Source organism: Paraburkholderia lycopersici (assembly GCF_900096975.1).
Lineage (GTDB): Bacteria > Pseudomonadota > Gammaproteobacteria > Burkholderiales > Burkholderiaceae > Paraburkholderia > Paraburkholderia lycopersici.
Genome location: NZ_FMYQ01000010.1, coordinates 1 through 23,962, shown reverse-complemented (window position 1 = coordinate 23,962; position 23,962 = coordinate 1). Strand labels below are relative to the sequence as shown.

27 protein-coding genes and 1 pseudogene are annotated in these 23,962 nt (G+C 63.4%); 18 read left to right on the top strand and 10 right to left on the bottom strand.

Features of this window, described 5'->3' with window-relative positions; translation table 11 throughout:
• Positions 1 to 22: 22 nt before the first annotated feature.
• From nifN to BLU17_RS12740, 14 genes are all read left to right on the top strand, one after another.
• On the top strand, positions 23 to 1,414 hold the full coding sequence (gene nifN / locus BLU17_RS12805; protein WP_091997108.1) for a nitrogenase iron-molybdenum cofactor biosynthesis protein NifN: 1,392 nt from the start codon (positions 23 to 25) through the stop codon (positions 1,412 to 1,414).
• 20 nt (positions 1,415 to 1,434) lie between these two features.
• Complete coding sequence (gene nifX / locus BLU17_RS12800) at positions 1,435 to 1,851, top strand: nitrogen fixation protein NifX (protein WP_091997107.1); 417 nt, start codon at positions 1,435 to 1,437, stop codon at positions 1,849 to 1,851.
• Positions 1,844 to 2,341, top strand: coding sequence for a NifX-associated nitrogen fixation protein (locus BLU17_RS12795; RefSeq protein ID WP_091997106.1), 498 nt, complete (start codon positions 1,844 to 1,846; stop codon positions 2,339 to 2,341). Before nifX ends, BLU17_RS12795 begins: the two co-directional genes overlap by 8 nt.
• Before the next feature lie 12 nt (positions 2,342 to 2,353).
• Positions 2,354 to 2,551 (top strand): CCE_0567 family metalloprotein, encoded by a 198-nt coding sequence (locus tag BLU17_RS12790; RefSeq protein ID WP_091997105.1) that lies wholly within the window; start codon positions 2,354 to 2,356, stop codon positions 2,549 to 2,551.
• Between the two features lie 18 nt (positions 2,552 to 2,569).
• The gene (fdxB, locus tag BLU17_RS12785; RefSeq protein ID WP_091997104.1) at positions 2,570 to 2,878 is read left to right on the top strand and encodes a ferredoxin III, nif-specific; all 309 of its coding nucleotides are present in this window, start codon (positions 2,570 to 2,572) and stop codon (positions 2,876 to 2,878) included.
• Positions 2,879 to 2,894: 16 nt separating this feature from the next.
• Positions 2,895 to 3,464, top strand: a complete 570-nt coding sequence (locus BLU17_RS12780; RefSeq protein ID WP_091997103.1) for a nitrogen fixation protein NifQ — start codon at positions 2,895 to 2,897, stop codon at positions 3,462 to 3,464.
• A 110-nt stretch (positions 3,465 to 3,574) separates the two neighbouring features.
• Complete coding sequence (locus BLU17_RS12775; protein WP_176929059.1) at positions 3,575 to 4,189, top strand: globin family protein; 615 nt, start codon at positions 3,575 to 3,577, stop codon at positions 4,187 to 4,189.
• Positions 4,189 to 4,725 (top strand): DUF2325 domain-containing protein, encoded by a 537-nt coding sequence (locus BLU17_RS12770; protein ID WP_091997102.1) that lies wholly within the window; start codon positions 4,189 to 4,191, stop codon positions 4,723 to 4,725. The genes BLU17_RS12775 and BLU17_RS12770 overlap by 1 nt, the downstream gene beginning before the upstream one ends.
• A 68-nt stretch (positions 4,726 to 4,793) precedes the next feature.
• A complete protein-coding gene (locus BLU17_RS12765; RefSeq protein ID WP_091997101.1) occupies positions 4,794 to 5,825 on the top strand; it encodes an LLM class flavin-dependent oxidoreductase in 1,032 nt (343 codons plus the stop codon).
• Between the two features lie 34 nt (positions 5,826 to 5,859).
• Positions 5,860 to 6,534, top strand: coding sequence for a molybdate ABC transporter permease subunit (modB, locus tag BLU17_RS12760; RefSeq protein ID WP_091997100.1), 675 nt, complete (start codon positions 5,860 to 5,862; stop codon positions 6,532 to 6,534).
• 16 nt (positions 6,535 to 6,550) lie between these two features.
• Positions 6,551 to 7,303: a molybdate ABC transporter substrate-binding protein gene (gene modA / locus BLU17_RS12755; protein WP_245746834.1), complete on the top strand. Its 753-nt coding sequence runs from the start codon at positions 6,551 to 6,553 to the stop codon at positions 7,301 to 7,303.
• A 12-nt stretch (positions 7,304 to 7,315) separates the two neighbouring features.
• Positions 7,316 to 8,107, top strand: a complete 792-nt coding sequence (locus BLU17_RS12750; RefSeq protein ID WP_091997099.1) for an ATP-binding cassette domain-containing protein — start codon at positions 7,316 to 7,318, stop codon at positions 8,105 to 8,107.
• Between the two features lie 185 nt (positions 8,108 to 8,292).
• Positions 8,293 to 8,721, top strand: coding sequence for a TOBE domain-containing protein (locus BLU17_RS12745; protein WP_091997098.1), 429 nt, complete (start codon positions 8,293 to 8,295; stop codon positions 8,719 to 8,721).
• A 210-nt stretch (positions 8,722 to 8,931) separates the two neighbouring features.
• Positions 8,932 to 9,741, top strand: a complete 810-nt coding sequence (locus tag BLU17_RS12740) for an IS5 family transposase (RefSeq protein WP_091997292.1) — start codon at positions 8,932 to 8,934, stop codon at positions 9,739 to 9,741.
• Positions 9,742 to 9,774: 33 nt separating this feature from the next.
• On the opposite strand, the gene BLU17_RS32350 is transcribed toward BLU17_RS12740, so the two are convergent.
• The 9 genes and pseudogenes from BLU17_RS32350 to BLU17_RS12700 all read right to left on the bottom strand — a co-directional run bounded on the left by BLU17_RS32350 (position 9,775) and on the right by BLU17_RS12700 (position 19,645).
• A complete protein-coding gene (locus BLU17_RS32350) occupies positions 9,775 to 10,260 on the bottom strand; it encodes a hypothetical protein (protein ID WP_143189240.1) in 486 nt (161 codons plus the stop codon).
• A gap of 18 nt (positions 10,261 to 10,278) precedes the next feature.
• The gene (locus BLU17_RS12735; RefSeq protein WP_143189239.1) at positions 10,279 to 11,520 is read right to left on the bottom strand and encodes a DUF6402 family protein; all 1,242 of its coding nucleotides are present in this window, start codon (positions 11,518 to 11,520) and stop codon (positions 10,279 to 10,281) included.
• A 240-nt stretch (positions 11,521 to 11,760) separates the two neighbouring features.
• Positions 11,761 to 12,554 (bottom strand): annotated as a pseudogene (locus BLU17_RS12730) (IS5 family transposase).
• A 369-nt stretch (positions 12,555 to 12,923) separates the two neighbouring features.
• Positions 12,924 to 13,751, bottom strand: a complete 828-nt coding sequence (locus BLU17_RS12725; RefSeq protein ID WP_091997096.1) for an ABC transporter permease — start codon at positions 13,749 to 13,751, stop codon at positions 12,924 to 12,926.
• Between the two features lie 39 nt (positions 13,752 to 13,790).
• A complete protein-coding gene (locus BLU17_RS12720) occupies positions 13,791 to 15,047 on the bottom strand; it encodes an ABC transporter permease (RefSeq protein WP_091997095.1) in 1,257 nt (418 codons plus the stop codon).
• Between the two features lie 53 nt (positions 15,048 to 15,100).
• Entirely contained in the window at positions 15,101 to 16,138 is a 1,038-nt protein-coding gene (locus BLU17_RS12715) for an ABC transporter substrate-binding protein (RefSeq protein WP_245746833.1), read from the bottom strand.
• 14 nt (positions 16,139 to 16,152) lie between these two features.
• Positions 16,153 to 17,370, bottom strand: a complete 1,218-nt coding sequence (locus tag BLU17_RS12710; RefSeq protein ID WP_091997093.1) for an ABC transporter ATP-binding protein — start codon at positions 17,368 to 17,370, stop codon at positions 16,153 to 16,155.
• Between the two features lie 44 nt (positions 17,371 to 17,414).
• Positions 17,415 to 18,566, bottom strand: a complete 1,152-nt coding sequence (locus tag BLU17_RS12705; RefSeq protein WP_091997092.1) for an aromatic ring-hydroxylating oxygenase subunit alpha — start codon at positions 18,564 to 18,566, stop codon at positions 17,415 to 17,417.
• Positions 18,567 to 18,700: 134 nt separating this feature from the next.
• Positions 18,701 to 19,645, bottom strand: coding sequence for a LysR family transcriptional regulator (locus tag BLU17_RS12700; RefSeq protein ID WP_091997091.1), 945 nt, complete (start codon positions 19,643 to 19,645; stop codon positions 18,701 to 18,703).
• 221 nt (positions 19,646 to 19,866) lie between these two features.
• On the opposite strand from BLU17_RS12700, the gene BLU17_RS12695 reads away from it, so the two are divergent.
• The 4 genes from BLU17_RS12695 to argE are packed head-to-tail and all read left to right on the top strand — an operon-like array spanning position 19,867 to position 23,488.
• Positions 19,867 to 21,204 (top strand): flavin-containing monooxygenase, encoded by a 1,338-nt coding sequence (locus BLU17_RS12695; protein WP_091997290.1) that lies wholly within the window; start codon positions 19,867 to 19,869, stop codon positions 21,202 to 21,204.
• Positions 21,204 to 21,635, top strand: coding sequence for a RidA family protein (locus BLU17_RS12690; protein ID WP_091997090.1), 432 nt, complete (start codon positions 21,204 to 21,206; stop codon positions 21,633 to 21,635). Before BLU17_RS12695 ends, BLU17_RS12690 begins: the two co-directional genes overlap by 1 nt.
• A gap of 10 nt (positions 21,636 to 21,645) precedes the next feature.
• Positions 21,646 to 22,323, top strand: coding sequence for a DUF1028 domain-containing protein (locus tag BLU17_RS12685; protein WP_091997089.1), 678 nt, complete (start codon positions 21,646 to 21,648; stop codon positions 22,321 to 22,323).
• 1 nt (position 22,324) lies between these two features.
• Entirely contained in the window at positions 22,325 to 23,488 is a 1,164-nt protein-coding gene (argE, locus tag BLU17_RS12680; protein WP_091997088.1) for an acetylornithine deacetylase, read from the top strand.
• A gap of 15 nt (positions 23,489 to 23,503) precedes the next feature.
• Here argE and BLU17_RS12675 read toward each other — a convergent pair.
• The coding region (locus tag BLU17_RS12675) for an IS5 family transposase (protein WP_143189238.1) at positions 23,504 to 23,962 on the bottom strand (459 nt) is incomplete at its 5' end.

Here is a 23,962-nt window from a genome sequence, read left to right as displayed (position 1 = left end):
TGCGGCGGGGAGAGCGAACATCATGGCCGTCGTCGTCGAATCGAAGAAAGCCTGTGCGGTCAATCCGCTCAAGATGAGCCAGCCGCTTGGCGCGAGCTACGCGTTCATGGGGCTCGACGCCTGCATGCCGGTGATGCACGGCTCGCAGGGCTGCACGTCGTTCGGTCTCGTGCTGCTGGTGCGCCATTTCAAGGAGGCGATCCCGCTGCAGACCACCGCGATGAACGAGGTCACCACCATTCTCGGCGGCTACGAGAACATTGAGACGGCGCTGCTGAACATCCGCAAGCGTGCGGCGCCGAAGATCATCGCGATCTGCTCGACGGGGCTCACCGAAACGAAAGGCGACGACGTCGAGGGCTATCTCGCGATGGTGCGCAAGCGCAAGCCGGAACTCGACGACACCGCGCTCGTGTACGTCTCCACGCCGGATTACATCGGCGGCTTCGAGGACGGCTACCGGCACGCGGTCACCGCGATCGTGAAGGCGCTGGTCAAGCCGCTGCCGACCGTCGCCCGGCAGATCACGCTGCTGCTGGGCAGCCACCTCTCGCCGGGCGACATCGACGAGCTGCGCGAGATCGTCGGCGCGTTCGGGCTAGACGTGATCGTGCTGCCAGACTTGTCGGGCTCGCTCGACGGCCACATCGCGCCGGACTGGCGCGGCACGACGCTCGGCGGCACGACGCTCGACCAGATCCGCGCGGCAGGCGCTTCGGCTTTCACGATCGGCGTGGGCGAGCAGACCCGCGAAGGCGCGCAGGCGCTGGCGGCGCTCGCCGGCATGCCGTTCGAGATCTTCGAGCGGCTCACCGGGCTGGAGCCCAACGACCGGCTGCTGCAGCGCCTCGCGCAGCTCTCGGGCCGGCCTGTGCCCGCGAAGTACCGCCGGCAGCGCAGCCAGTTGCTCGACGCGATGCTCGACGGCCACTTCTACACGGGCGGCATCAAGGTGGCGCTCGGCGCCGAGCCGGACCTGCTGCTCGCGCTCGGCGCACTGCTGCACGAAATGGGCGCCGAACTCCCGGTCTGCGTCAGCACGACCGCATCGCCTTCGCACGCGCTGCTGCCCGCGAGCGAGGTCGTGCTGGGCGATCTCGAAGACATGGAGCGGGCCGCGGGCGCGTGCGATCTGCTCATCACGCACTCGCACGGCCGGCAGATGGCCGCCCGCCTGGGCAAGCCGCTCATGCGCGTGGGTTTTCCGGTGTTCGACCGCGTCGGCAACGCGCATCGCTGTCAGGTCGGCTATCGCGGCACGATGAACCTGATCTTCGAGATCGCGAATCTGATGATCGAGCGGATTGCGCACCGCCATCCGGGCGACTGGCCGCTGCCGCAGTCGTCCGTTGATCTGGCCGCGCGCGATCCGGCGCGCGAGGTGAAGATTCCGGTCGTCGCGGCCGATACGTGAACCCCACAAGGAACCCCACAATGAAAATCGCATTCGCGACCCAGGACAAGGTGCATGTCGACGCACACTTCGGCTGGGCGAAAAGCATCGTTACGTACGACGTGACGGCCGATGGCCACACGTTCGTCGCGTCGTTCGACTTCGGCGGCAAGCTCGAGGAGGACGGCGACGAGGACAAGCTCGCGCCCAAGCTCGAAGCCATCCGGGACTGCGCGATCCTGTACGTGGCCGCGATAGGCGGCTCGGGCGCGGCGCGCGTGGTCGCGCTGAAGATCCATCCGATCAAGGTGCCGCAGCCGGAGCCGATCGAGGAAATTCTCGTGAAGCTGCGGGACGTGCTGAGGGGCACGCCGCCGCCGTGGCTGCGCAAGGCGCTCGCGAAGGACGGCGGGCGGTCATTCGATTTCGAACAGGACGACGAGGTATCTCATGGCTGAAGCCTTGACCGACAAAGAGGAAGCCGCCGCTGCGGCAAGCGACGAGGCGCTGCTTGCAACGCCGTTCGTTCAGCAGCTCATCAGGCAGCTGCGTGCGCAGGACACCCACGGCACATGGGAGGGCAAGAGCGATCTGCAACTGCTCAAGCCGTACATCCTGACGCCGGAAGAGCGCCGCGCGATCCCGATCATGGGCGACCCGGACCCCGAAACGCTCTGGTATCTGGAGCTGTTCTACAACGCGATCGCGGTGGCCATAGAACGCGAGACGGGGCAGATGGTGTCGCCGATGATGAAGATGAGCCACGAGGGGTTCGGGCGCATGGTCCTGATCGCGGGGCGACTCGTGGTCGTCAACAAGCCGTTGCGCGATGTGCACCGCTTCGGCTTTCCGTCGCTCGCGAAGCTGGCCGAGGCGGGCGGCAGGTTCCTGAGCGAAGCCATTGAAATGATACGCGCGTGGCCGGCCGTGGCCCAGTATGGCGCGTGACCGGAGACCAGCATGAGCGATGCGGAAGAACTGAAGGTGCGCCTGAAAAAGCTCAATGCCCAGGCCACGCAGGCCAAGATGGATCTGCACGACCTGTCCGAGGAGCTGCCGACGAACTGGGAGCAGATCCTTGCCGTGGCGCAGCGCTGCCACGACGCGCACGCTGCGCTGATGGAAGCTCGCAAGGCCGCGGCAGCGGCTTCTGCATGACCCGCACGGGAGGCCGACATGAGCGACATCTTCAGCGTGAAGCTGCCGAGCGGGGAAACCTGGACGCCGACCTTCGTGGCGGCGCTCGACGAGGAGAAATGCATCGGCTGCGGACGATGCTTCAGGGTGTGTCCGCGCGGCGTGCTGAAACTGGTGGCCCTCGACGAGGACGGTGCCCACATTGCGCTCGACGGCGACGACGAAGACGACGACGAGTACGAAAAGAAAGTCATGACTATTGCGCACAGGGAACGCTGCATCGGCTGCACGGCGTGCGCGAAGATCTGCCCGAAGAAGTGCTACACGCATGCGGCGGCTCAGCTTTGAACGGGATACGACGGTCATGGATTTCCACGCGAGCTTGATGCGCCATGCGGTGAGCGCCGACAACCCTACGGTGCTGGCGCTTGCCGGCGTGCTTTCGTCGGCGTTCGACGAGGGCGGTGTGCAGGTGCTGCCTATTCGCGGACTTGACGCCGCCGCAACCCGCTGGCTGCTCGCGCACTGGTTTCCCGGCGCCGATCTCGCGTTGCCGGCGCAATGGAGCGCTTCGGCCACCGCCTCGCCAGGCGGGTCGCGTTATGACGAGGTGGACGACCTGGTCGCCTTGTTCAAGGCGCACGCCGACCCTCGGGCCGGCACACCCGACGAACTGCACTGCGTCGTCCATGCCCTGGCCTGTGCCTGCCTGGGCGCCAATCACCTCTGGCAGGACCTGCGGCTGCCGTCGCGGCGTGAGCTTTCCGCGCTGCTCGTCTACTGGTTCCCGCGGCTCGCGGCCAGGAACGTCAACGACATGAAGTGGAAGAAGTTCTTTTACAGGCAACTGTGCGAACGCGAGGGGCTGTTCGTCTGCAAGGCGCCAAGCTGCGGCGTGTGCTCCGACTACATGCATTGTTTCGGGGCTGAGTAGAGGAAGGAGCGTGGGCCGCGCGCCGTACAGGCCTGGTCCTTGCTTTGTCACGTGGGTCGTTATGTATATCGGTATATAACCGACAATCCGGACAAGGAATCTGACACACCATGGACCCGATCTCAGCGACGGCGCCGCGTGCGCGCTGGACACCCTGTAACCGTGCCTGCTACCAGACATTGCGCTGGCCCGCCGCGCAGTCCTCACGCGACCGGCCTGCGCGAGGCGCGCAGACCTTGTGTCCGCCGCTGCCGGCGCCGCCGCACCGCCTGCTTGCCATCTGCGAGGAAGCGGGCCTGCGCGAACTGGTCCGGCAGCACATGGCGCGGCTCAGGACGACGCCGCTCTTCGTCCATGCGGGGAGTTGCTTCGACTGCGTGACGGAGCGGGTGGCCGATTACGTCGTCGAGGCCTGCGGGGGGCCGCTTCATTACAGCCAGCGCCACGCGCATCTGCAGGCGGGCGCGGGGCTGCCGCTCCTGCTCGACGAGGACGGGCGGGAGCTGTGGCTGGTGCAGCTCTGGCACGCATTCGACGACGTCGACTTTCCGATGCCATTGCGTGCGGACTTCTGGGGCTGGGCCGAACCCTTTTCGGTCCATCTGCTTGCGCCCAGGTCGCGCCACGACGGACTTACCCGCTACGCGTACGAGACAGTGCGCAGCTGGTTCACGACGTCGGCTTCGCCTTCGCGTTCGCCGGACGAGGGGGCCTCGTGCCTGTGATGACCGGACCGGCGCAATGGGAAGGCGCCCACGCCACATCGAGCCGAGGCGCCTGGAGCGTGGAGGCGCCGACGGAGGCACTGCGTCTCCACGCTCATCTTGCGAGTCTCGTTCATGAACTGCAGTGGGTCGAGGAGATCCTGCGCGATGGCGGCACGCTGGAGGGCTTGCTGGCCGGACGGCGGTTTGTCTACGTCGGAGGCCGTCCCGCAAGCAACGCAGTGCTTCGAGAGCGTTTGGCGCAGGGCGGTGGCACGTTCATTCATCACGTTGCGCTTATCGAGGCCGACGGCAGCGCCCGGGAGGAACGGTTTGCCGCGCTGTTGCGCGGTGCCGACGCGGTCCTGTGTCCGCTCGACACCATTGACCCGGAGTCGCTGTCCGCGCTGCGCATCCTCTGCGCGCGCCATGGCGTGCCGTGGGTCGCGTTGCGAAGCTCGAGTGTGGCGAGTTTCCTGGCAGGTGTGCTGAAGGCAGCCCGCAGGCAATGCGCGCCGGCGGCGTTGCCACGGCCCGGCTTTTGCGGCCGCGCGTGAAGTCGCGGGGGCAAGGATGGGCCCGATCTTTGCAGCGATGCCGGACTACGTGAACGGATGGATTGAGAATGTCGGATTTCCTACAGCGCTATGGTGTGTTTCTCAACGTCGAGAATCCCGACAACGACGCTCGCGACGCGCTTCTGCAGACTGTCTGCACCGCGTCTGCGGCAGAAAGAATGGGGTTTTACGACGCGTGGGTGGCTGAGCACCACCACAGCCCTTTTGCGATCGGCAGCGCATTGATGGTTCTGCTGTCGCAGATCGCAGCCTGCACGTCGACGATCCGGCTGGGAACCGGTGCTTCATTGCTCGCGCTGAACGACCCGCTTCGTGTTGCGGAGGATATCGCGTCCCTGGATCTGCTCAGCGGCGGCCGGATCGAATTCGGCGTCGCGAGGGGCGGTCCTTTTCCCGCGCAGTACCGTCCCGCGGGCATCGCCTCGGCGGAGGTGGCGCGCGAACGCATGCATGAAGCACTCGCGCTGATCGAGCGGCTATGGGCCGAGCCGGAAACGAGTTTCGATGGCCGCTATTTCCACTATGAAGGCGTGGCGGTCTATCCGCGCCCGCTGCAGCAGCCCGTGCCCGTCTGGCTCGCGAGCCTGAGCGGAGATTCGCCGGGTCTGGCGGCGGAGCGCGACTACGGCCTCATGGCGACACCATCGGCGGATTTGGGCCAGGTTGCCGGGCAGGTGGCGCAGGAGCGTTCGATACGCGGCGAGTTTCCGTTCGCGATTGCCCGCTTCTTCTATTGCGCCGAAGACAGCCGCCTTGCAATCGAGCATGGCGTGGAGGCGGTGCGAAGCTATCCCCGGCTGATGGGCGTGCAGTTCGCTCCCGGCAAACTGCCGCCGATGTTCGCGCCGGATGCGCCCGAGGCCGTCATTCTCGCGAACGCTGTGATCGGCGACCCCGCGCAGTGCGTCGCGCAGGCGAAGGCGTTGCAGGACCGGCTTGGTTCGCACCGGCTCCTGCTGAAGCCTGCGACACACGATCCAGAGTTGGCGCGCACCGCGCTCGCGCTGTTCGCACGGGAGGCCGGCCTGTCCGCGGCTCGTTCGAGCGGCGGCGCATGGTCCGCATCTTGCAAAGCTTGAGCGTCGTCCGTTCGATAACCAGAGATTGTCGGAAATGTCAGATTCCCTACATCAAGTGGATTGGTCTCCCTTGTGGTTGTCGCTGCGGGTCGCGAGCGTGGCCACCGCGCTTGCGCTCGTCGCGGGAATCGCACTGGGCTGGCTGTTCGCGCGGCGGCGCTTTCCCGGCAGTACCGTGCTCGAAGCCGTATTCATGCTGCCGCTCGTTCTGCCGCCAACCGTGATCGGCTACGCACTGCTGGTGGCGGGGGGGCGGCGCAGCATCGTAGGCGGATGGTTATACCGGCAGACAGGCTACACGATCGTATTCAACTGGCACGGCGCGGTGCTGGCGTCTGCATTGGTTGCGCTGCCGCTGGTGCTCAAATCGGCCAACGCCGCTTTTGCCGGCGTGGACCACACGCTTGAAGCCGCCGCTCGCACCCTGCGCCAGTCGCCGTGGTCGGTATTTCTGCGCATCACGCTGCCGCTCGCGTGGCCCGGGATACTGGCCGGAACGCTGCTCGCGTTCGCGCGCGCCATGGGTGAATTTGGCGCGACGCTGATGGTGGCAGGCGATATTCCGCATCAGACGCAGACACTGTCAATGGCCATCTACGACGCGATGCAGGACGGTCGCGACGACGTCGCCTTTCTTCTGGTAGCCATCACGTCGGTGCTATCCGTTGCGGTGCTTGTGCTGTCCGGCCGATTCCTTTCGCTTCGTTGACTACCTGGGGCATGGTGTGAAACGTCTCCTTTACTTCCTGTTTGCAGTCCTGCTCATATCGCTCCCGTCCTTTTCGTGGGCGCAGTTCCTCACCGTGTCCGCCGCTGCCAGCCTGACCGACGCCTTCAAGGAACTCGGAGTGAAGTTCGAAGCGGCCCATCCGGATGTCACGGTTCGGTTCAATTTCGCTGCTTCCGGCGTACTGTTGCAGCAGATCAGGCAGGGCGCGCCGGTCGACGTTTTTGCGAGTGCCGATGAGCCAACGGTCTCACGAGGCATTGAAGCGGGTGTCCTGGACGGCTCGACGCGCAGGGACTTCGCCGCCAATGCGCTGGTACTGATCGTGCCGGCCGGCCAGGCCTCGTCGGTGAAAAGGCTCTCGGATCTGTCGACGCCAGAGGTGCGCCGTATCGCGATCGGCAAGATTCCGACCGTGCCGGTGGGACGATACACTCAGGAGGCGCTCGAAGGGGCGAAGCTCTGGACGCCCTTGGAGCCGAAGTTCGTGCAGGCCGACAGCGTGCGGCAGGTGCTCGATTACGTAGCGCGAGGGGAGGCCGAAGCGGGCTTCGTCTATCGCACCGATGCCGTGCTCATGCCAAACGACGTCAGGATCGTCGAGGTGGTGAGCGGGCACACACCGGTAACGTACCCGGTCGTTACGGTTAGCGCCAGCCGCGAACAGGCAACGGCTAAAGCCTTCATCGACTATCTGGTGAGTCCTCCCGCGCAGGCGATCCTGAAACGCTACGGATTTTCGCAATCCTGACGATTCCGGGCGATGATCGACATTGATATTGATGCAAGTGCTTCGGATGGTGACCGGTGTTTCAGGCTCGCCGCGCGCTTCGCTTCCGACGCTGCGGTGATCGCGCTCTATGGCCCTTCGGGCGGCGGGAAATCCATGACGCTGCAGGCGATCGCGGGATTGCTCCGGCCGCAACGGGGGCATGTTCGGATCGGGGCACGCGTGCTATTTGATTCTGCGCGCGGTATCGATCTTCCGCCCGAGCAGCGCGAAGTGGGTTATCTCTTTCAACATTACGCACTATTCCCGCATTTGACAGTGCGCGAAAACATCGCTTTCGGTCTGACGAACTGGCACCGACGTCGCACATCGCGCGAAGATGCAAACCGCGTGGACAATCTGCTCGAGTCGCTGGAACTTGCCTCTCTGGCGGCCAGTCGGCCGGGTGCGTTGTCTGGCGGCCAGCAACAGCGCGTCGCGCTGGCGCGCGCGCTTGCATGCCGGCCGCGCGTGCTGCTGCTCGACGAGCCGTTCTCGGCACTCAATCCGTTGTTGCGCGAAGGCGTGCGCGCCCAGCTTGCCGACGTGTTCGCTCGGTGGAAGATGCCGGTCGTGATGATCACGCACGACGTAGACGACGTACTTGCATTGGCGGACGTCGCATTTGTCGTCGAGTCCGGTCACGTGACGCGCGAAGTCGATGTGCGAGGCACTGGATCATCAGCGAATACGACACTGGTATTGAGGCCGGAAATAACCAGGGAGCCGCGTGGCGATCATGGGCGCCGCGTGCGTGAGTTGCTGAACGTAAGGGCGGAGTGCTGACACGATAGCCTTTGACCGAAGCCCGGGGCGGGTCGTGTTGGGCAGCGGTAGGTGTCCTTGCTATGCAGCCGGCTTTCTGCTCGGCGCTGCGCGCGGAGTGGAGCGCGAACTGGATTGGCCAGGGCGAACGGCTGGCGTGACCCAATCAAACACCGGCGCTGGCGCGCCATCTCTGGAGAATCTCAATGAAAACGACTGCACGCAACCAGTTGGCGGGGACAATCGATTCCGTCACATCGGGTCCGGTCACGACGCAGGTGTCCGTCACGTTACCGGGCGACCATCAGGTGGTCGCGACCATTACGACTGCCGCCGCCGAGCGGTTGAACGTCCAGCGCGGCAAAAAAGCCATCCTGCTGGTAAAGGCATCGGCGGTCGTGCTCGTGACCGACTTCGACGGCTGTTCGCTCTCCGCCCGCAATCAGTTTCGAGGCACAATATCGCGCCTGGAGCGCGGCGCGGTTTCCTCGCTCGTGGAGTTGACGTTGCCGGGCGATACGAAGCTGGTTTCGACCGCGACCAATGACGCTGCCGATGCGCTCTCGCTTTCGGTTGGAATGGCGGCAACTGCCGTGTTCAAAGCCTATTCTGTGATGGTGGCGGTTGCCACGTAGCGTGGCCTGCAGCACCGCTCACGCAAATAGTTGTGTCTATCCATGGGGGCGGCCAGCGACGTTATAGCCCCAAAGCGACCGAAAGATGTCCAGCTGCATGAATCAGGTCTCCTGGCCGGAAAATTAAGGTTGTTACGCCAATGAGTTGATATCCATGTTGCACTCAGCCTGGAGCGTGTTAGGCACGTGCGGCTAGACCAGGTATCCTGGCTGGATGGCAAACGCAAACCCTATCCGACGGATGTGTCGAACGAGGAATGGAGCTTCGCGGCTCCCTATCTGACTTTGATGAACAAAGACGCACCACAGCGCCGATACGAACTGCGCGAGATGTTCAACGCGCTGCGCTGGGTCGTGCGCGCGGGTGCGCCGTGGCGCATGTTGCCAAATGACTTTCCGCCCTGGGAACTGGTTTATCAGCAGACGCAACGCTGGATTCAGGCGGGCTGTTTCGAGGCCATGGTGAACGACCTGCGTTCGATAATTCGCGTCGCGCAGGGCCGCAAGGGCCAGCCCAGCGCAGTCATTCTCGACGGGCGCACGCTGCAATCGACTTGCGAGAGTGGACCTCGCGCCGGTTACGACGGCTACAAACGCAAGCGGGGCAGCAAGGTCCATATGGCGGTCGATACGTTGGGGCAGTTGCTTGCGGTGCACATTACGCCCGCCAACGAGCAGGAGCGCGCCCAGGTCGGCGCGCTTGCACGTCAGGTTCAGGCAGTCACTGGCCAGACGGTCAGGATAGCGTTTGCCGATCAGGGGTACACCGGCGAGGAACCGGCGCAGGCAGCGCTGGATGAAGGAATCGAGCTTGAAGTAATCAAGCTGCCAGAAGTAAAAAAGGGCTTTGTCCTGTTGCCACGTCGCTGGGTGGTCGAACGCAGCTTCGGCTGGCTGAACCGCTTCCGGCGACTGGCCAGAGACTACGAGCGATTGCCCGAAACCCTGGCCGGCCTGCACTTCGTCGTATTTACCGTGCTTATGCTTGTCCACTTCGCAAACCTCAGCAAAAGTGCCTAACACGCTCTAGGCGCACTCGTTTTCTACTTTTGGTCAAGACAGGGACCAAGGATCAATTTTTCCGCCCTCAATCACAAAGTGCCGGGCAGTGCGTTTCGACTCGAAGAATCGCCAGTCCTCATCGTCCGCCGCGCCGTTCGTTGCCACAATCAAACGGAATGCTTTCGACAAGGATATGAATAGGCAGCATTCTGAGTTTGCCGATATGCCTTCAACAACAATCGGGGCACGTTGGGCCAATAATTGCTGCAGAGACATAACGAATGCATTTACTTCCTCGTCAGAACCGGCAAGGGATTTCTCGGTTGCTATGGTCTTTCCAGTCTCACTCAACGTCCACGCGCACTGAATATGTAATGCCCATGCGCTAACCTGCTTAGGCACGCCATAGAAGTTCTTTTCTTCACGCTTTGGACCAAAACCCAAGGTGAGCATATCCGCTGCACGACTAACACCACTCCACTCCAAACCTTTTAGAACGGACAAACGCTGCTCAATTTCTCTTTGGTTGTTAATCATAAAATTTTCCTCTATCCGTTACCACAAATCGAACATATCTTTAGCCCGCTCCATGATCTCGTGGAACCCCATCGGAGGTTCGCTGCCAAGCTCATAATGAAGCTGTTGGGCTTGATCGGGAGTCAGCCGTAAAATTCTGGCAACATCATTGGTCTGTTTGTTTTGTGCTTGGTTATTTCCAGGCCGACCAGTGCTGCCCGCGACCTGCTCAACATCGCCGTTGGGCGCGTCAAGCGGCTTATATTCGAACGCCTGTGCATCGCCTTTCAAATATAACCGGATTGGCGGGGAGACGGGCACATAGAGACGGTCCGAGAAAATGACAAAATCGCCGCCGTGCTTATGCCTGGCGGACCACTGGCGAAAATCCTTGTCGTAGACCGGATAACGTACATTGCCCTTGACATGCGGATTGCCAATGGTCACGGCTTCATCATGCGGCAGGGTAATCAATCCATCCTTGCTCCAGTGTCCGAGATACTGGGATTGTTCGCTGAAGCCATAGTCGTCCCTCACGTACACCCATACTCCCGTTACTTCGGCAGTTACCGCGCCACTCAACGAAGATCGATCACGTGAGAAGCGAGCATGACCGACTGCTGCATAAAAATTGAACGTGCCGAGCGCCGCCACAAGGTCACTTGGCGTTGCGAAAGTCTCTTTTCCTGCGCGTAATTGCCGGATGAGATTATCGTTCAGTGTGCCGCCTACCCCAGCATGTTGAAACTGGAAACGCCTGTGCAGTTCGCGCGGTGAGTCCGCGAGCTTGGCTGGAAATACTTCTATCTGCTGCCGGTAAGGAAACAGCATTTCGACGAGATTATTCTGGACTTCGGGCGACCGAATCGCCGTATTGACAAGGTATTCATAGCGTTCTTTCGCGTGTGCGAACTTGAGTACCCAATCGAGCTTAACAATGCTCGTTTCATCGGGGCCGTTCTCCCGACCGGAAAACCACCGTTCCATGAGTTTTGCCGCAACCGGCATGTGTTCCTTGCGCATCGCGCCGGGTATTTCCTGAATATCGAACGGCGGCACGGCCATGTAATCCTTCTTCGCGGGCGGCGCTTTGGGCGGCTTCGGCGGGTCAGGCGTGTCTAACCATTTTTTGAATCGTCCTATCGCTTCAAATGCGTTTATGACGCCATTGATTGTATTGGCCGTGCGGTCAGGCGGCGGCTTCGGCGTCGGCGGGGCCTTCGGTTCGGGTTTTTCGGGCAGTGCGGGCGGGGTCTGCTCCATCGACAGGCTGGCTTGCACGATGCGGGCACCGTTTTTTTACTCCAGCGCCAAAGCAACTTGTTTATGTCGAAATAGGAAAATTCGTTAGCCATATCGTCCAGGCTTTTTGTTTGCTTCCTTGGGACTACTAGAAGCTAAAGCGAGCGACGCAGGACATCACGCCAAATTTCAAATCTTTCCCCAATTTCCCCACAGCTACAATCAGTTAAATTCCGAAAATGATTGCAGATCAATGCATATTGGATCGATTTAGAGCGGCTAACACAAATCATCAACGAAGCGCGAACAGATAACGGCAGCAGCCAGGGACAGCAACGCAACATGAATGTCGAGACGACGCTCGAAACGAATGCGCAGTTTGCCGAAACCGGCAAACCAGGCATGCGTGAGCTCGACTACCCAGCGATACCGGCCGAGCCGCTCCTTACTTTCCACGCTACGGCGGGCGATACGGGCCGTGATGCCGCGCTGCCTCAGGTAACGACGGCAGCGTGCAAAGTCATAGCCTTTGTCCGTATGCAGCTTGCCCGGACGTTTGCGGGGCTGTCCGTTCAGGCCCGGTACCGCAGGAATGGCATCAAGCGTGCGCTCGAATGCCATCGAATCATGCCGGTTGGCACCCGTGACCGTGATGGCCAAAGGAACGCCGCGCGCATCTACGACGATGTGCTGTTTTGTCCCGGTCTGTCGGGTTGGGGTCGGTTTCCTGGCCCCCCGGGGCTGGAAACACTGGCGGCATCAAGACTCGCCCGTTCCCAGTCAATCTGGTCATGCTCACGCAAGCGGCGAAGCATCGCCCGATGCAGCTTCTCCCACACGCCTGCGGCTTGCCAGTCGCGTAGTCTTCGCCAGCAGGTCATCCCGCTGCCGAAGCCCAATCCTTTCGGCAAGTATTCCCATGGAATACCTGTTTGCAGGACATACAGGATGCCGTTCAATGCTGCGCGGTCGTCCACCGTCCGGCGGCGGCCTCCTTTGGGCGACGGCGTGAACACCGGAATCAGCGGCTCAAGCGCTGCCCATAACTCGTTACTGATTTTTCGTCTGGCCATGTCGCCAGGATATGGCTTTCATGGCTTCACGTCCAGGTTGTGTTAGCCGCTCTAAGTGACGAAAAAACAGGGAAAGAAAAACAATTGGTTTAGAAATCTCTGAACTTTGGCGAGCTAGTTGGCCGCGGGCCAGATGCGGGAAGGCCACGCCAAGGTATCCGCGATTTGTGCGTCGATCGTCGCCGCATAAATCGTGGACGCGCAAAGGAGGAAGCAGGCGAGCAGGGAGCCTGACTCATGGTGTAAGACGAGTAAGACGACGAATACGGCGCCGGATTGCGCAGCCACCGCAATGTATTTCTTTACTCGTCGAAGATACGGCCGATTATTTCCGGGTTCTTGTTGACCCTGATCCCGGCGTACACTCCGTCAACTGACCGCGCCGCTCGCCATCTGCGCGCGCTTGCGCAGCCAGTTCATGCTCGCGAGCAGCGCGACGGCAAACACCATCAGCAGCGTCGCGACGGCGAGAATGGACGGGTCGATCTGATCGCGAATCCCGCTCCACATCTGTCGCGGCACGGTGCGCTGATCAGGACCGCCGATAAAGAGAATCACGATAACCTCGTCGAACGAGGTCGCGAACGCGAAGATGCTGCCCGTCGCCACGGCGGGCAGAATGAGCGGCAGCGTCACGCGGCGAAACGCCACCCACGGTTGCGCGCCTAGTCCCGACGCCGCGCGCAGCAGGCTCTGATCGAACGACAGCAGCGAGGCCGTCACCGTGATGACGACGAACGGCGTGCCGAGCGCAGCATGCGACAGTACGACTCCCAGATACGAATTCACGAGCCCGAGCGGGGCGAACACGAGATAGAAACCGGCTGCGACCACGACGATGGGCACGATCATCGGCGAAATGATGAGCGGCATGACGATCGCGCGCAGCGGAAAATTCGGACGGCTCAAGCCGAGCGCGGCGAAGGTGCCGAGCACGGTTGCGATCAGCGTCGATGCCGCGCCGATGCCGAGGCTGTTCGCGAACGCACGCTGCCAGTCCGGTGAACTCAACGCCTGCTCGTACCAGCGCAGCGACCAGCCCTGCATCGGGTAGGAGAAGAACGAGCCCGAATTGAACGAGAGCGGCACGATTGCGAGAATCGGCGCAACGAGGAAGAAGAAAATCAGCGCGCTATGCAGCCGCAAGCCGGCGCTTGCGAAGCGTTCCGATAGGAGCCGGGGGCGTGCGTCGTTCATGTCGGGCTCGATGATTCAGTGGGTGCGTGGCGGTGGCGGTTAGCCGAAGCGCAACCGGTCGATGCCGACGAGCCGGTTGAAGACGAAATAGAACACGCCGGTGAAAATCACGAGATAGCAGGACAGCGCGCCGGCGAGGCCCCAGTTCAATTGATCGTTGGTTTGCTCCGCGATGAGCTGGCTGATCATTTCGTCGCCTGCGCCGCCGAGCAGCGCAGGCGTGATGTAGTAGCCGAGCGCCAGCACGAACACGAGGAAGGAGCCTGCGCCCACGCCGGGGAACGTCTGCGGTACGTACACGCGCGCGAACGCGACGGCCGGATGTGCGCCGAGCGACTTTGCCGCGCGCATGTACGACGGCGAGACGTTCTTCATTACCGAATAGATCGCGAGAATCATGTACGGCAACAGAATGTGCGTCATGCCGATCAGCACGCCGGTACGGTTGAAAATGAGCGGAACCGGGTGATGGATAACGCCGAGGCGCAGCAGCGCGCTGTTGATGACGCCGCCCGGCTGCAGCAGCACGTACCACGCCGTTGAGCGCACGAGCAGGGAGGTCCAGAACGGCACGATTACAAACATCATCAGGCGCGAGCTTTGTTTCTCGGGCAGCGTCGCAAGCAGATACGCAACCGGGTAGCCGAGCAGCAGGCACAGCAGCGTCACGGTCGCACTGATCGTCACGGTGCGCGCGAAGGCGGCGCGATAGACGGCGCTGTCGGCGGCCACGCGGGCGACGGAGCCGTCGGGGGCGACTTGCGCATCGACGGCGTTGAGCAGGTAGTCGGGCGTCGGCGATTGCGCGGCGCGCTTGAGCAGGCGCCACGTCTCGTTCTCGCCCCACCTCGGGTCCAGTTCGACGAGCGAGGTTTTCCACTGCGCCGGTGTTTGCGTGCGTGCGGCCCGAGCGGTCTTGAACAACAGGCTCCGATACTCGGGCAGATAGAAGTTCATGCGCCGCGCGATATCCCCGAGCTGGCTCTTTTCGCTTGCGCGCTTCACATCGAGTGCCAGCGCGGCGAACGCGTTTTCGTCGGGCACGCCCGCGCCGTTCCAGGCCGCGAGCGCCGCGCTCAGGTGCGGCATGCCGTTACGCACTTCCGGGTTCTGCACGCTGCGCGCGAGCAGGCTCACGATCGGCGCGACGAAGGTCACGAGCAAGAAGACCAGCAACGGCAGCGCAAGCGCCAGTGCGCGAACCGCCGCCTTGCGGCGCGCGGCGAGAAACGACGCGCGGCCGGCGGCCGTCGCGCCGAAGCCGGGATAAGCGGTGGTGGGCAGCGGGGTGTTCATCGTCGCGTGGCGCCTGAGCTGTCGAAGCGGAATGTTCCTGCGGGGGGCTCGCGTTACTGGGCGAGCCAGTTCTGGAAGCGCTTGTTGATCGCGTCGGCGTTGTCCGCCCAGAACGCCGCGTCGATCTGCAGCGGACGCTTGAAGTTCGCGGGCGCGGTCGGCAGGTCGTTCAGGCGTGCCTTGTCGATCTGCGGGATCGCGTCCTTGCGCGGCGGCGCGTAGGCGATGTACTTCGACAGATCGGCGTAGGCCTGCGGCGTGGTGGATGCGACGATGAACTTGCGCGCCGCGTCGCCATGTTTTGCACCGGCCGGCACGCCCCACCATTCATAGTCGTACACCTGCGCGTCCCACACGACCTTGAACGGCTTCTTGTCCTTGTGCACGGCGTCGTCGATCCGGCCGTTATAGGCCTGCGTCATCACGACCGCGCCGTCGGCGAGCAGTTGCGGCGCCTGGGCGCCCGCTTCCCACCAGACGATGTTCGGCTTGATCGTGTCGAGCTTCCTGAACGCGCGATCGACGCCGGCGGGCGTGGCGAGCGTCTTGTAGACGTCCTGCGGCGCGACGCCGTCGGCGATCAGCGCCCACTCCATCGCCACCTTCGGCGACTTGCGCATGCCGCGCTTGCCAGGGTATTTCTTCAGGTCGAAGAAGTCGCCAATGGTGGTCGGCGCGGTCTTCAGTTTGCTCGTGTCGTAGGCGTAGACCGTCGACCAGACCATCGCGGCGACCGCGCATTCGCTGATCGAACCAGGCAGGAAGTCGCTGGTGTTGCCGAGCGTTTTCTTGTCGAACTTCTCCAGCAGGCCTTCGTCGCACGCGTTGATCGCGTCGTTGGTTTCGAGGTCGATCAAATCCCACGTCGGGTTCTTCGCCTGTTCCATCGCCTGGAGCTTGGCAAGGCCGCCGTCGTACGATTCGGTGGCGAACTGGTCGCCGGTCTTCGCGGTGAACGGCTCGAACCACGCTTTTTTCGCGGCCGCTTCATAGGCTCCGCCGAACGTCACGACCGAGATCGTGTCGGCGGCATGGGCCCCGGTCATGGCGACCACACCGAAGCCACAGGCGGCGAGGGCGGTGCGGATCATAGAGCGATTCGTTTTCATGCTTGTTTGACTCCTGCGATGAGTGGCGAGGCGGGTAAAGTGGACGGCGGGATCGAAGCGGCGCGCGCACCGGATTCCCCGGCCGGCGCGTGCGCGCTGGAAGTCACAGTAAAGGGCAGCACCTTGCAGTCGTCGCGACGCCAGGTCACGACGGTGTGATGGCCGAGCGCGGGCAATTCGTGATGCTGGGTGTTCGGCACCTTGACGACCAGTGCTTCGCCGCTCGCAAGCGTCAGATGAACGCGATGGTGGTCGCCGCAATACACGAGTTCATGCACGAGCGCGCGCACCGCGTTGAGGTTCTGCTGCTGCGCGTCGAGCGCGCTCCCGGCGGTTGGGGCGATGTGCGCGCGTTCGGGGCGTAGCGCGAGCATCGCCGTGTCGCCGGGCTTGAGCTGCGTGCCCGCGCGGCCATGCACGGTGCCGCCATCGGCGAGCTGCAGCGCGGCCCATTCGCCATCCGTCGAGGTGACGTGCCCCGTCAAGCCGTTGTTCTCGCCAACGAAGCTCGCCACAAACGCGTTGGCCGCATTTTCGTAGAGCTCGGTCGGCGCGGCGGCCTGCTGGATGCAGCCATCGGAAAACACGGCGACGCGATCGGACATCGTCAGCGCTTCATGCTGATCGTGCGTCACGTAGACGACGGTGAGCGCGAGTTCGCGGTGCAGGCGCATGATTTCGTACTGCATGGTTTCGCGCAGACGCTTGTCGAGCGCGCCGAGCGGCTCGTCCATCAGCACGACGCTCGGCTCGAACACGAGTGCGCGAGCCAGCGCGACGCGCTGCTGCTGGCCGCCCGAGAGCTGCGCGGGGCGGCGCTTCGCGAGATGCCCGAGTTCGACCATGTCGAGCGCGCGCGCGACGCGCGCCTGCTGTTCGCTGCGGCTCACCTTGCGCACCGAGAGCGGGAACGCCACGTTTTCCGCGATCGTCATGTGCGGAAAGAGCGCATAGTTCTGGAACACCATGCCGATGTCGCGTCGGTGCGGCGGCTTGTCGTCGAGGCGTTGGCCGGCTAGACGAATCTCGCCATGGGTCGGCGATTCGAAGCCTGCGAGCATCATCAGCGTGGTCGTTTTTCCGGAACCCGAAGGTCCGAGCAGCGAAACGAATTCGCCGCGCGCGACATCGAGGTCGAGTCCGTCGACAACGCTGTGCACGCCGTCATACGACTTGCTGACGCCTTGAAATGAAATGAACGGTTCGCTTTGCATGGGACGGCATCAAATGTCGGTCGGCGAGAAACGTGGCGCGCGGCTCACGCTGCGGCAATGCGGCGAGCGAGATAACGCGCGAAATCGTAGTTGGGCCGCTCGAGGTGGCTCAGGTGCCCGGCGCGCGCGAGCGGCGCGTGCACGCCGCGGAACACGGCCTCGACGCCGTGGCGGTCTTCGGCGTTCACTTCGTCGAGCAGCGTCTTGAGCGTGGCCATGTACTCGGCCGATTTCGGATCGTCGATGAATTCCGGCGCGAGGCCGCCGCCAAAGCGGATATGCACCTGGCCGACGCCTCTGGGCTGCAGGATCAGGTACCAGAAATACCCGGGCGTGAGTGTCACGAGATGCGTCGGGTAGATCGCGAGCAGCGCCGTGGTGCGCCGCCAGTGGCCCTGCAAGCGCTGGTTCCCGGGGTGGGCGTTGCCAATCGGCAGCGTCGCCTCCTTCGTGATCCAGTGATAGTTGAACGCCGGCAGACCCGGCGGGCACTCCATTTCCTCGAGCTTCGAATGCGGGCCCACCGTCGCGCGATGCAGCATCGGCAGGTGATAGCTCTCCATGAAGTTCTCGGCGAGGATCTTCCAGTTCGTGTCCCACACGTGTTCTTCGTGGAAGGTCTGCACGTAGTCGGTCATGCCGTACGGCTCGATCAGTGCGGTGAGTCCGGCGAGCTGCGTGGCAACGGGCGGCGCGTCGTTATTGAGCGTCACATAGATCCAGCCTTGCCACGCTTCGCAGCGCACCGAAGGCAGCCTGTAGTGCTCCTTGCAGAAGCCCGGCTGGCGATCCATCAGCGGCGCACCGGCGAGCGCGCCGTCGAGCGTGTAATTCCAGGCGTGATACGGACAGACGATGCGGCGCACGTTGCCACTGCCTTCGAGCAGCACCGACATGCGATGCAGACAGACATTCGAGAACGCGCGCAGTTCGCCGTTCGCATCGCGCAGCACGGCGACGGGCTGATCGTCGATCTGAGTCGTCACGTAGTCGCCGGGCTTCGCCAGTTCACTCGTGCGCCCGACGCAAAGCCATTCGTTGCGAAAGACGTCACGCTGTTCGAGCGCGAGAAAATCGTTCGACGTATAGACGCCCGGCGGCATCGCGCGGGCATCTTCGAACGGGCGCTCGCAGTTGGCGCGCAGCGCGTGAAGCAAATCGTGCCCGGTGTCAGGGGGCGAGGGGAGTGATGCCATGCGGCCTCCATGAGCTAGTGGGCTGTGCATGGACTCCAATCTAACAAGTCAAATTACTAGTCAAAATATTGTTTTCCCATGTAAAGGATAGGGAAAACTTATGCGCTTCGAGAGACGCAGGCGCCAACGCAGGCTCAGGCGTTCGCCTTATGCTCCTCTTGCACGTGGAGTTCGCGCACATAGGCCTCGCAGAACGCTGCGAAGTGCTGTACGACGCGGCGCGCGCGCATGCCGCTCGACTGCGCGATGCCGAGCGTGGTCGCGCTCACGTTGTCCTCGAAGTGCTTGATGACGAAGTGCTCGCCGTCCACCGTGCGCGTCGATTTGAGCGGGAAATTGAGGATGCTGTAACCGAGTCCGTTCGCCACCATGCCGCGCACCACTTCGGGTTGCGACGAGCGAAAACTGGGCACGGGCCGCGCGCCGACCGAATCGAACAACGCCGAAAAATACTCTCGGCTGTGTGGCAGATCGAGCATCACATAGGGCTCTTCGAGCAGATCGACGAGCGCGACCTTGCGCGCGCGAGCGAGCCGGTGCGTCTTCGGCAGCAGTACGTAGGGCGGCAGCGAAAGCAGCGGCGTGAAGGCGATGCCGTCGGCGATATCGAGGCTATAGGTGAGCGCGATGTCGAGCGAGCCGTCGCTCAAGCCGCCGAGCAACGCGTCCTGATGCGCCTCCGTGGTGCGAAACGCGATGCCCGCATGCTCTTTCACGAAGCGGCTGATGATGCCCGGCATGAGCGGCGGCGCAAGCGAGACGAGGCAGCCGAGCGAGATGGATCCGGTCATGCCGCCGTCCAGTTCGCCCGCGGCAAGCTGCAGTTCTTCGGCGTTTTTGAGCAGGTTGCGCGCATGGCCGAGCAGATCGCGCCCCGACTGCGTGAGCGAAAGCCCGCTTGCGTGATGCCGGATGAACAGCTGCACGCCGAACGACGCTTCCAGATCCGCGAGCGCCGTGGAGATCGACGGCTGCGAAATGTGCAGCCGCCGGGCCGCGGCGGTGAAGGACAGCGCTTCCGCGGCCGCCACGAAATAGCGCAACTGGCGCAGCGAATAGCGCAGCGGATTGTGATCCATCGCCTCTCCTGAGGATTACCGACAAAACATTGTCGATCACGCGGGACTTGCTTGCATAGCGAAAAACAATGCAACGCATTTTTTTTAAGTAGTTTGTGATGACCACCGCAAAGCGTAAATTTTCTCCCCTGATACCGCCAGATCGCTCGGCCAGCTCCGCTTTCCGCCATCCGCGGGCCATGCTCGGCTCGTTCCGCATCGTTCTTCAGAAGGAGGCAGCCATGACGGCTGAAACAACGTCAATCGATACGCTCATCGTCGGGGCCGGGCAGGCCGGCATCGCGATGAGCGAGCATCTCAGCCGGATCGGCGTGCCGCATCTCGTGCTCGAACGCGATCGCATCGCCGAACGCTGGCGCACCGCGCGTTGGGACTCGCTCGTCGCGAACGGCCCGGCATGGCACGACCGTTTCCCGGGCATGGAATTCGACGGTCTGGACCCGGACGCCTTCGCCGCCAAGGATCAGGTCGCCGACTATTTCGAGGCCTACGCGCGCAAATATCACGCGCCGATCCGCACGGGCGTCGAGGTCACGCGCGTCACGCGTCACGCGGGCCGCGCAGGCTTTCGCGTGGAGACGACCGACGGCGTGATCGACGCGCAACGGGTGGTTGTCGCAACCGGTCCGTTCCAGCGCCCCGTGATTCCGCCCATCGCTCCGGACGACGCGACGCTCACCCAGATGCATTCCGTCGCTTACCGCAATCCCGGGCAGCTGCCGCCCGGGGCGGTGCTGGTCGTGGGCGCGGGCTCGTCGGGCGTGCAGATCGCCGAGGAACTCATGCGCGCCGGCCGCAAGGTCTATCTCTCGGTGGGGGCGCACGACCGGCCGCCGCGCGCGTACCGCAATCGCGACTTTTGCTGGTGGCTGGGCGTGCTCGGCGAATGGGACAAAGAGGTTGCGGGTCCGGGCCGCGAGCACGTGACGATTGCCGTGAGCGGCGCGCGCGGCGGGCAGACCGTCGAGTTCCGCGCGCTGGCGCATCAGGGCATGACGCTCGTGGGCGTGACGCAATCGATCGACGGCCACGTCGTCACCTTCGCCGACGATCTCGCCGCCAATCTCACACGCGGCGACCAGAGCCTCTTCACGCTGCTCGACGCCGCCGACGCGTATATCGAACGTAATGGCGTGGATCTGCCGGAAGAGCCGCACGCGAGAGACATTCCCGCCGATCCGGAATGTGTGACGCATCCGCTCCTCACGCTCGACCTCGCGGAAGCGGGCGTGAGCACGATCATCTGGGCGACCGGTTACGCGCAGGACTACGCGTGGCTTCAGGTCGATGCCTTCGACGAAAAGGGCAAGCCGCGCCATCAACGCGGTGTCTCGACGGAACCGGGCGTGTATTTCCTGGGCTTGCCGTGGCTGTCGCGGCGCGGCTCGTCGTTCATCTGGGGCGTGTGGCACGACGCCAAACATCTTGCCGACCAGATCGCGACACAGCGTAAATATCTCGACTATCGCGACGCCGCACAGCGTCGCGCCCAGTGCGCGCAGCGCGACGCCGCGCCCGCGCCGGCCGAACCGAATCTCAACGAGTTAGGAGTGAACTGATGCCCACGCATACCCGTATCCGCATGTTCAACACGAAAGACACGTACCCGAACCAGTCGCTCGACAACGACCTGTGCCAGGCCGTTCGCGCTGGCAACACGGTCTACGTGCGCGGCCAGGTGGGAACGGACTTTGACGGCAATCTGGTCGGGCTCGGCGACGCGCGTGCGCAAGCCGAACAGGCCATGAAGAACGTCAAGCAGTTATTGGAGGAAGCGGGCAGCGACCTCACGCACATTGTCAAGACGACCACGTATCTGATCGACCCTCGCTATCGCGAACCCGTTTATCAGGAAGTCGGCAAGTGGCTAAAGGGTGTCTATCCGATTTCGACCGGGCTCGTGGTGAGTGCGCTGGGGCAGCCGCAATGGCTCATGGAAATCGACGTGATCGCCGTGATTCCCGATAGCTGGCAACCCATTCAGGGTTAAGGAGCGGCCCATGACCTTCTCGATCGTCGGACGTTGCGCGCAAAGCGGGCAACTGGGCATTGCCATCAGTTCGTCGAGCATCGCCGTAGGCGCGCGCTGCGCGTGGGCGCGCGCGGGCGTCGGTGTGGTGGCGACGCAGAATGTCACGCTGCCCGCGATCGGCGCACAGGTGCTCGACCTGCTGGAGCGCGAAAAACTGACGCCGGAGACGGCGTTGCAACGCGCGCTCGCACGGGATCCGTTCAGCGCATACCGTCAGGTCACGGTCGTCGACGGGGCGGGGCACACGGCGCTCTTTACCGGAGCGCAGGCGCTTGGGCGGCGCCACGCACGCGCGGGCGAGCAATGCGTTGCGGCAGGCAACATGCTCGCCGACGAGCAGGTGATCGAAGCGATGGTGCAGGCGTTCGAAAGCGAACGAGGCGCGCTCGCGGACCGGCTGCTGTTCGCCATGAACGCGGCGATCGGGGCGGGGGGCGAGGCGGGGCCGGTGCATTCGGCGGCGCTCAAGATCGTCGATGCGCAGGTCTGGCCGGTCGTCGACCTGCGCGTGGACTGGGCCGACGAAGCGCCGATCGCTGCGCTCGCCGGTCTGTGGGAGGCGTACCGTCCGCAGATGCAGGACTACATCGCGCGCGCGCTGAACCCCACGGCCGCGCCCAGCTACGGAGTACCGGGCGATGAGTGACATGAGCGGGGCGACGAGCCGCGCGATACTGGAGCGCTTGATCGGATTCGCGACCGTGAGCCGCGACTCGAACCTCGAACTCATCGCGTTCATCGAGTCGTATCTTGCCGGCCTGGGCGTCGAGTGCGAACTGTTCCACAACGCGCAGCAGACGAAGGCCAATCTGTTTGCGACGATCGGCCCGCGCGATCGCGGGGGGATCGTGCTCTCGGGTCATACCGACGTCGTGCCCGTGGACGGCCAGACATGGACGGTCGATCCGTTTCGTCTGACCGAAAAGGATGGACGCTTGTACGGACGCGGCACCGCCGACATGAAATCGTTCATTGCATGCGTGCTGGCGGCGGTGCCCGCGCTGCTGCGCGCGCCGCTGAGCATGCCGGTGCATCTCGCGTTTTCGTACGACGAGGAAGTTGGCTGTCTCGGCGTGCGGCCGATGCTCGCCGAACTCGCGAAGCGCGAGCATGTGCCGCGTTTGTGCCTGATCGGCGAGCCGACCGAACTCAAGCCCGTGCTGGGACACAAGGGCAAGCTCGCGATGCGCTGTCACGTGAAAGGCGCCGCGTGTCACTCGGCGTACGCGCCGTATGGCGTGAACGCGATCCAGTACGCGGCGCGACTCATCAACAGGCTGGAAACGATCGGCGACGAACTCGCGCGCCCGGAGTATCGCGACGCGCGTTTCGACCCGCCGTTCTCGACGGTGCAGACCGGCGTCGTGAGCGGCGGCCGCGCCCTGAACATCGTGCCCGCCGAGTGCGAATTCGACTTCGAAGTGCGCGCGGTGCCGAGCTTCGACGCGGACACCGTCGCCCGCGACCTGAGGCGTTACGCCGAAAGCGAACTCGTGCCGAAGATGCGCGCCGTGCAGGCCGAAACGGACATACGGTTCGAAACGCTCAACGCGTATCCGGGCCTCGCCACGCCGCCCACGAGCGAGGCCGCGCAACTGCTTGCGCGGCTGTGCGGATCGAGCGACTTCGGCACGGTGGCCTTCGGCACCGAAGGCGGCCTGTTCACACAGGCCGGCATTCCGACCGTGGTGTGCGGACCCGGCAGCATGGACCAGGGGCACAAGCCGGATGAGTTCGTCACCGCCGGTCAATTGCGTCGCTGCGATGCGATGTTGATGCGTCTCGCACAGCATTTGCAGGCCGAAGACTAAGAAGCTGTTGCGAAATTAGTTAAGCAGTGGTTTCAGACGCGTCCAGCAAATCAAGGCGCAAGCCAAAGATAGGAATGCCTCGTGGATATACGCATAGCGTTCGTAACGAATCTTCAGGCGTCGAAACGAGTGAAGCCATGCAATCGAGCGTTCGACTGGCCAACGCGTTTTGCCAAGCCCGCTGCCATGGGGCGCGCCGATTTTCGCGAGCATCGGCGTGATGCCACGCGCTCGCAAGCGCTGCCGGTGTGCCTCGGAACTATAGCCCCGGTCACCTTGAACGATTTTCGGTTTGTGCAGAGGACGCCCCTGCTTGCCTCGAATGTGCGGAATGGCCTCGACCAGTGCGTCAAGCTGCGTAATGTCGTGGCGATTCGCGCCGGTCAGGATGACCGCGAGCGGGATGCCTTGTGCGTCGACGATGAGGTGGTGTTTGCTGCCGAGCTTGCGCCGGTCCGTGGGATTCGGGCCGGT

Coding starts and splice junctions, on each gene's coding strand:
- nifN (WP_091997108.1), top strand. CDS start 23: ATGGCCGTCGTCGTCGAATCGAAGAAAGCCTGTGCGGTCAATCCGCTC.
- nifX (WP_091997107.1), top strand. CDS start 1,435: ATGAAAATCGCATTCGCGACCCAGGACAAGGTGCATGTCGACGCACAC.
- BLU17_RS12795 (WP_091997106.1), top strand. CDS start 1,844: ATGGCTGAAGCCTTGACCGACAAAGAGGAAGCCGCCGCTGCGGCAAGC.
- BLU17_RS12790 (WP_091997105.1), top strand. CDS start 2,354: ATGAGCGATGCGGAAGAACTGAAGGTGCGCCTGAAAAAGCTCAATGCC.
- fdxB (WP_091997104.1), top strand. CDS start 2,570: ATGAGCGACATCTTCAGCGTGAAGCTGCCGAGCGGGGAAACCTGGACG.
- BLU17_RS12780 (WP_091997103.1), top strand. CDS start 2,895: ATGGATTTCCACGCGAGCTTGATGCGCCATGCGGTGAGCGCCGACAAC.
- BLU17_RS12775 (WP_176929059.1), top strand. CDS start 3,575: ATGGACCCGATCTCAGCGACGGCGCCGCGTGCGCGCTGGACACCCTGT.
- BLU17_RS12770 (WP_091997102.1), top strand. CDS start 4,189: ATGACCGGACCGGCGCAATGGGAAGGCGCCCACGCCACATCGAGCCGA.
- BLU17_RS12765 (WP_091997101.1), top strand. CDS start 4,794: ATGTCGGATTTCCTACAGCGCTATGGTGTGTTTCTCAACGTCGAGAAT.
- modB (WP_091997100.1), top strand. CDS start 5,860: ATGTCAGATTCCCTACATCAAGTGGATTGGTCTCCCTTGTGGTTGTCG.
- BLU17_RS12750 (WP_091997099.1), top strand. CDS start 7,316: ATGATCGACATTGATATTGATGCAAGTGCTTCGGATGGTGACCGGTGT.
- BLU17_RS12745 (WP_091997098.1), top strand. CDS start 8,293: ATGAAAACGACTGCACGCAACCAGTTGGCGGGGACAATCGATTCCGTC.
- BLU17_RS32350 (WP_143189240.1), bottom strand. CDS start 10,260: ATGATTAACAACCAAAGAGAAATTGAGCAGCGTTTGTCCGTTCTAAAA.
- BLU17_RS12725 (WP_091997096.1), bottom strand. CDS start 13,751: ATGAACGACGCACGCCCCCGGCTCCTATCGGAACGCTTCGCAAGCGCC.
- BLU17_RS12720 (WP_091997095.1), bottom strand. CDS start 15,047: ATGAACACCCCGCTGCCCACCACCGCTTATCCCGGCTTCGGCGCGACG.
- BLU17_RS12715 (WP_245746833.1), bottom strand. CDS start 16,138: ATGATCCGCACCGCCCTCGCCGCCTGTGGCTTCGGTGTGGTCGCCATG.
- BLU17_RS12710 (WP_091997093.1), bottom strand. CDS start 17,370: ATGCAAAGCGAACCGTTCATTTCATTTCAAGGCGTCAGCAAGTCGTAT.
- BLU17_RS12705 (WP_091997092.1), bottom strand. CDS start 18,566: ATGGCATCACTCCCCTCGCCCCCTGACACCGGGCACGATTTGCTTCAC.
- BLU17_RS12700 (WP_091997091.1), bottom strand. CDS start 19,645: ATGGATCACAATCCGCTGCGCTATTCGCTGCGCCAGTTGCGCTATTTC.
- BLU17_RS12695 (WP_091997290.1), top strand. CDS start 19,867: ATGACGGCTGAAACAACGTCAATCGATACGCTCATCGTCGGGGCCGGG.
- BLU17_RS12690 (WP_091997090.1), top strand. CDS start 21,204: ATGCCCACGCATACCCGTATCCGCATGTTCAACACGAAAGACACGTAC.
- BLU17_RS12685 (WP_091997089.1), top strand. CDS start 21,646: ATGACCTTCTCGATCGTCGGACGTTGCGCGCAAAGCGGGCAACTGGGC.
- argE (WP_091997088.1), top strand. CDS start 22,325: ATGAGCGGGGCGACGAGCCGCGCGATACTGGAGCGCTTGATCGGATTC.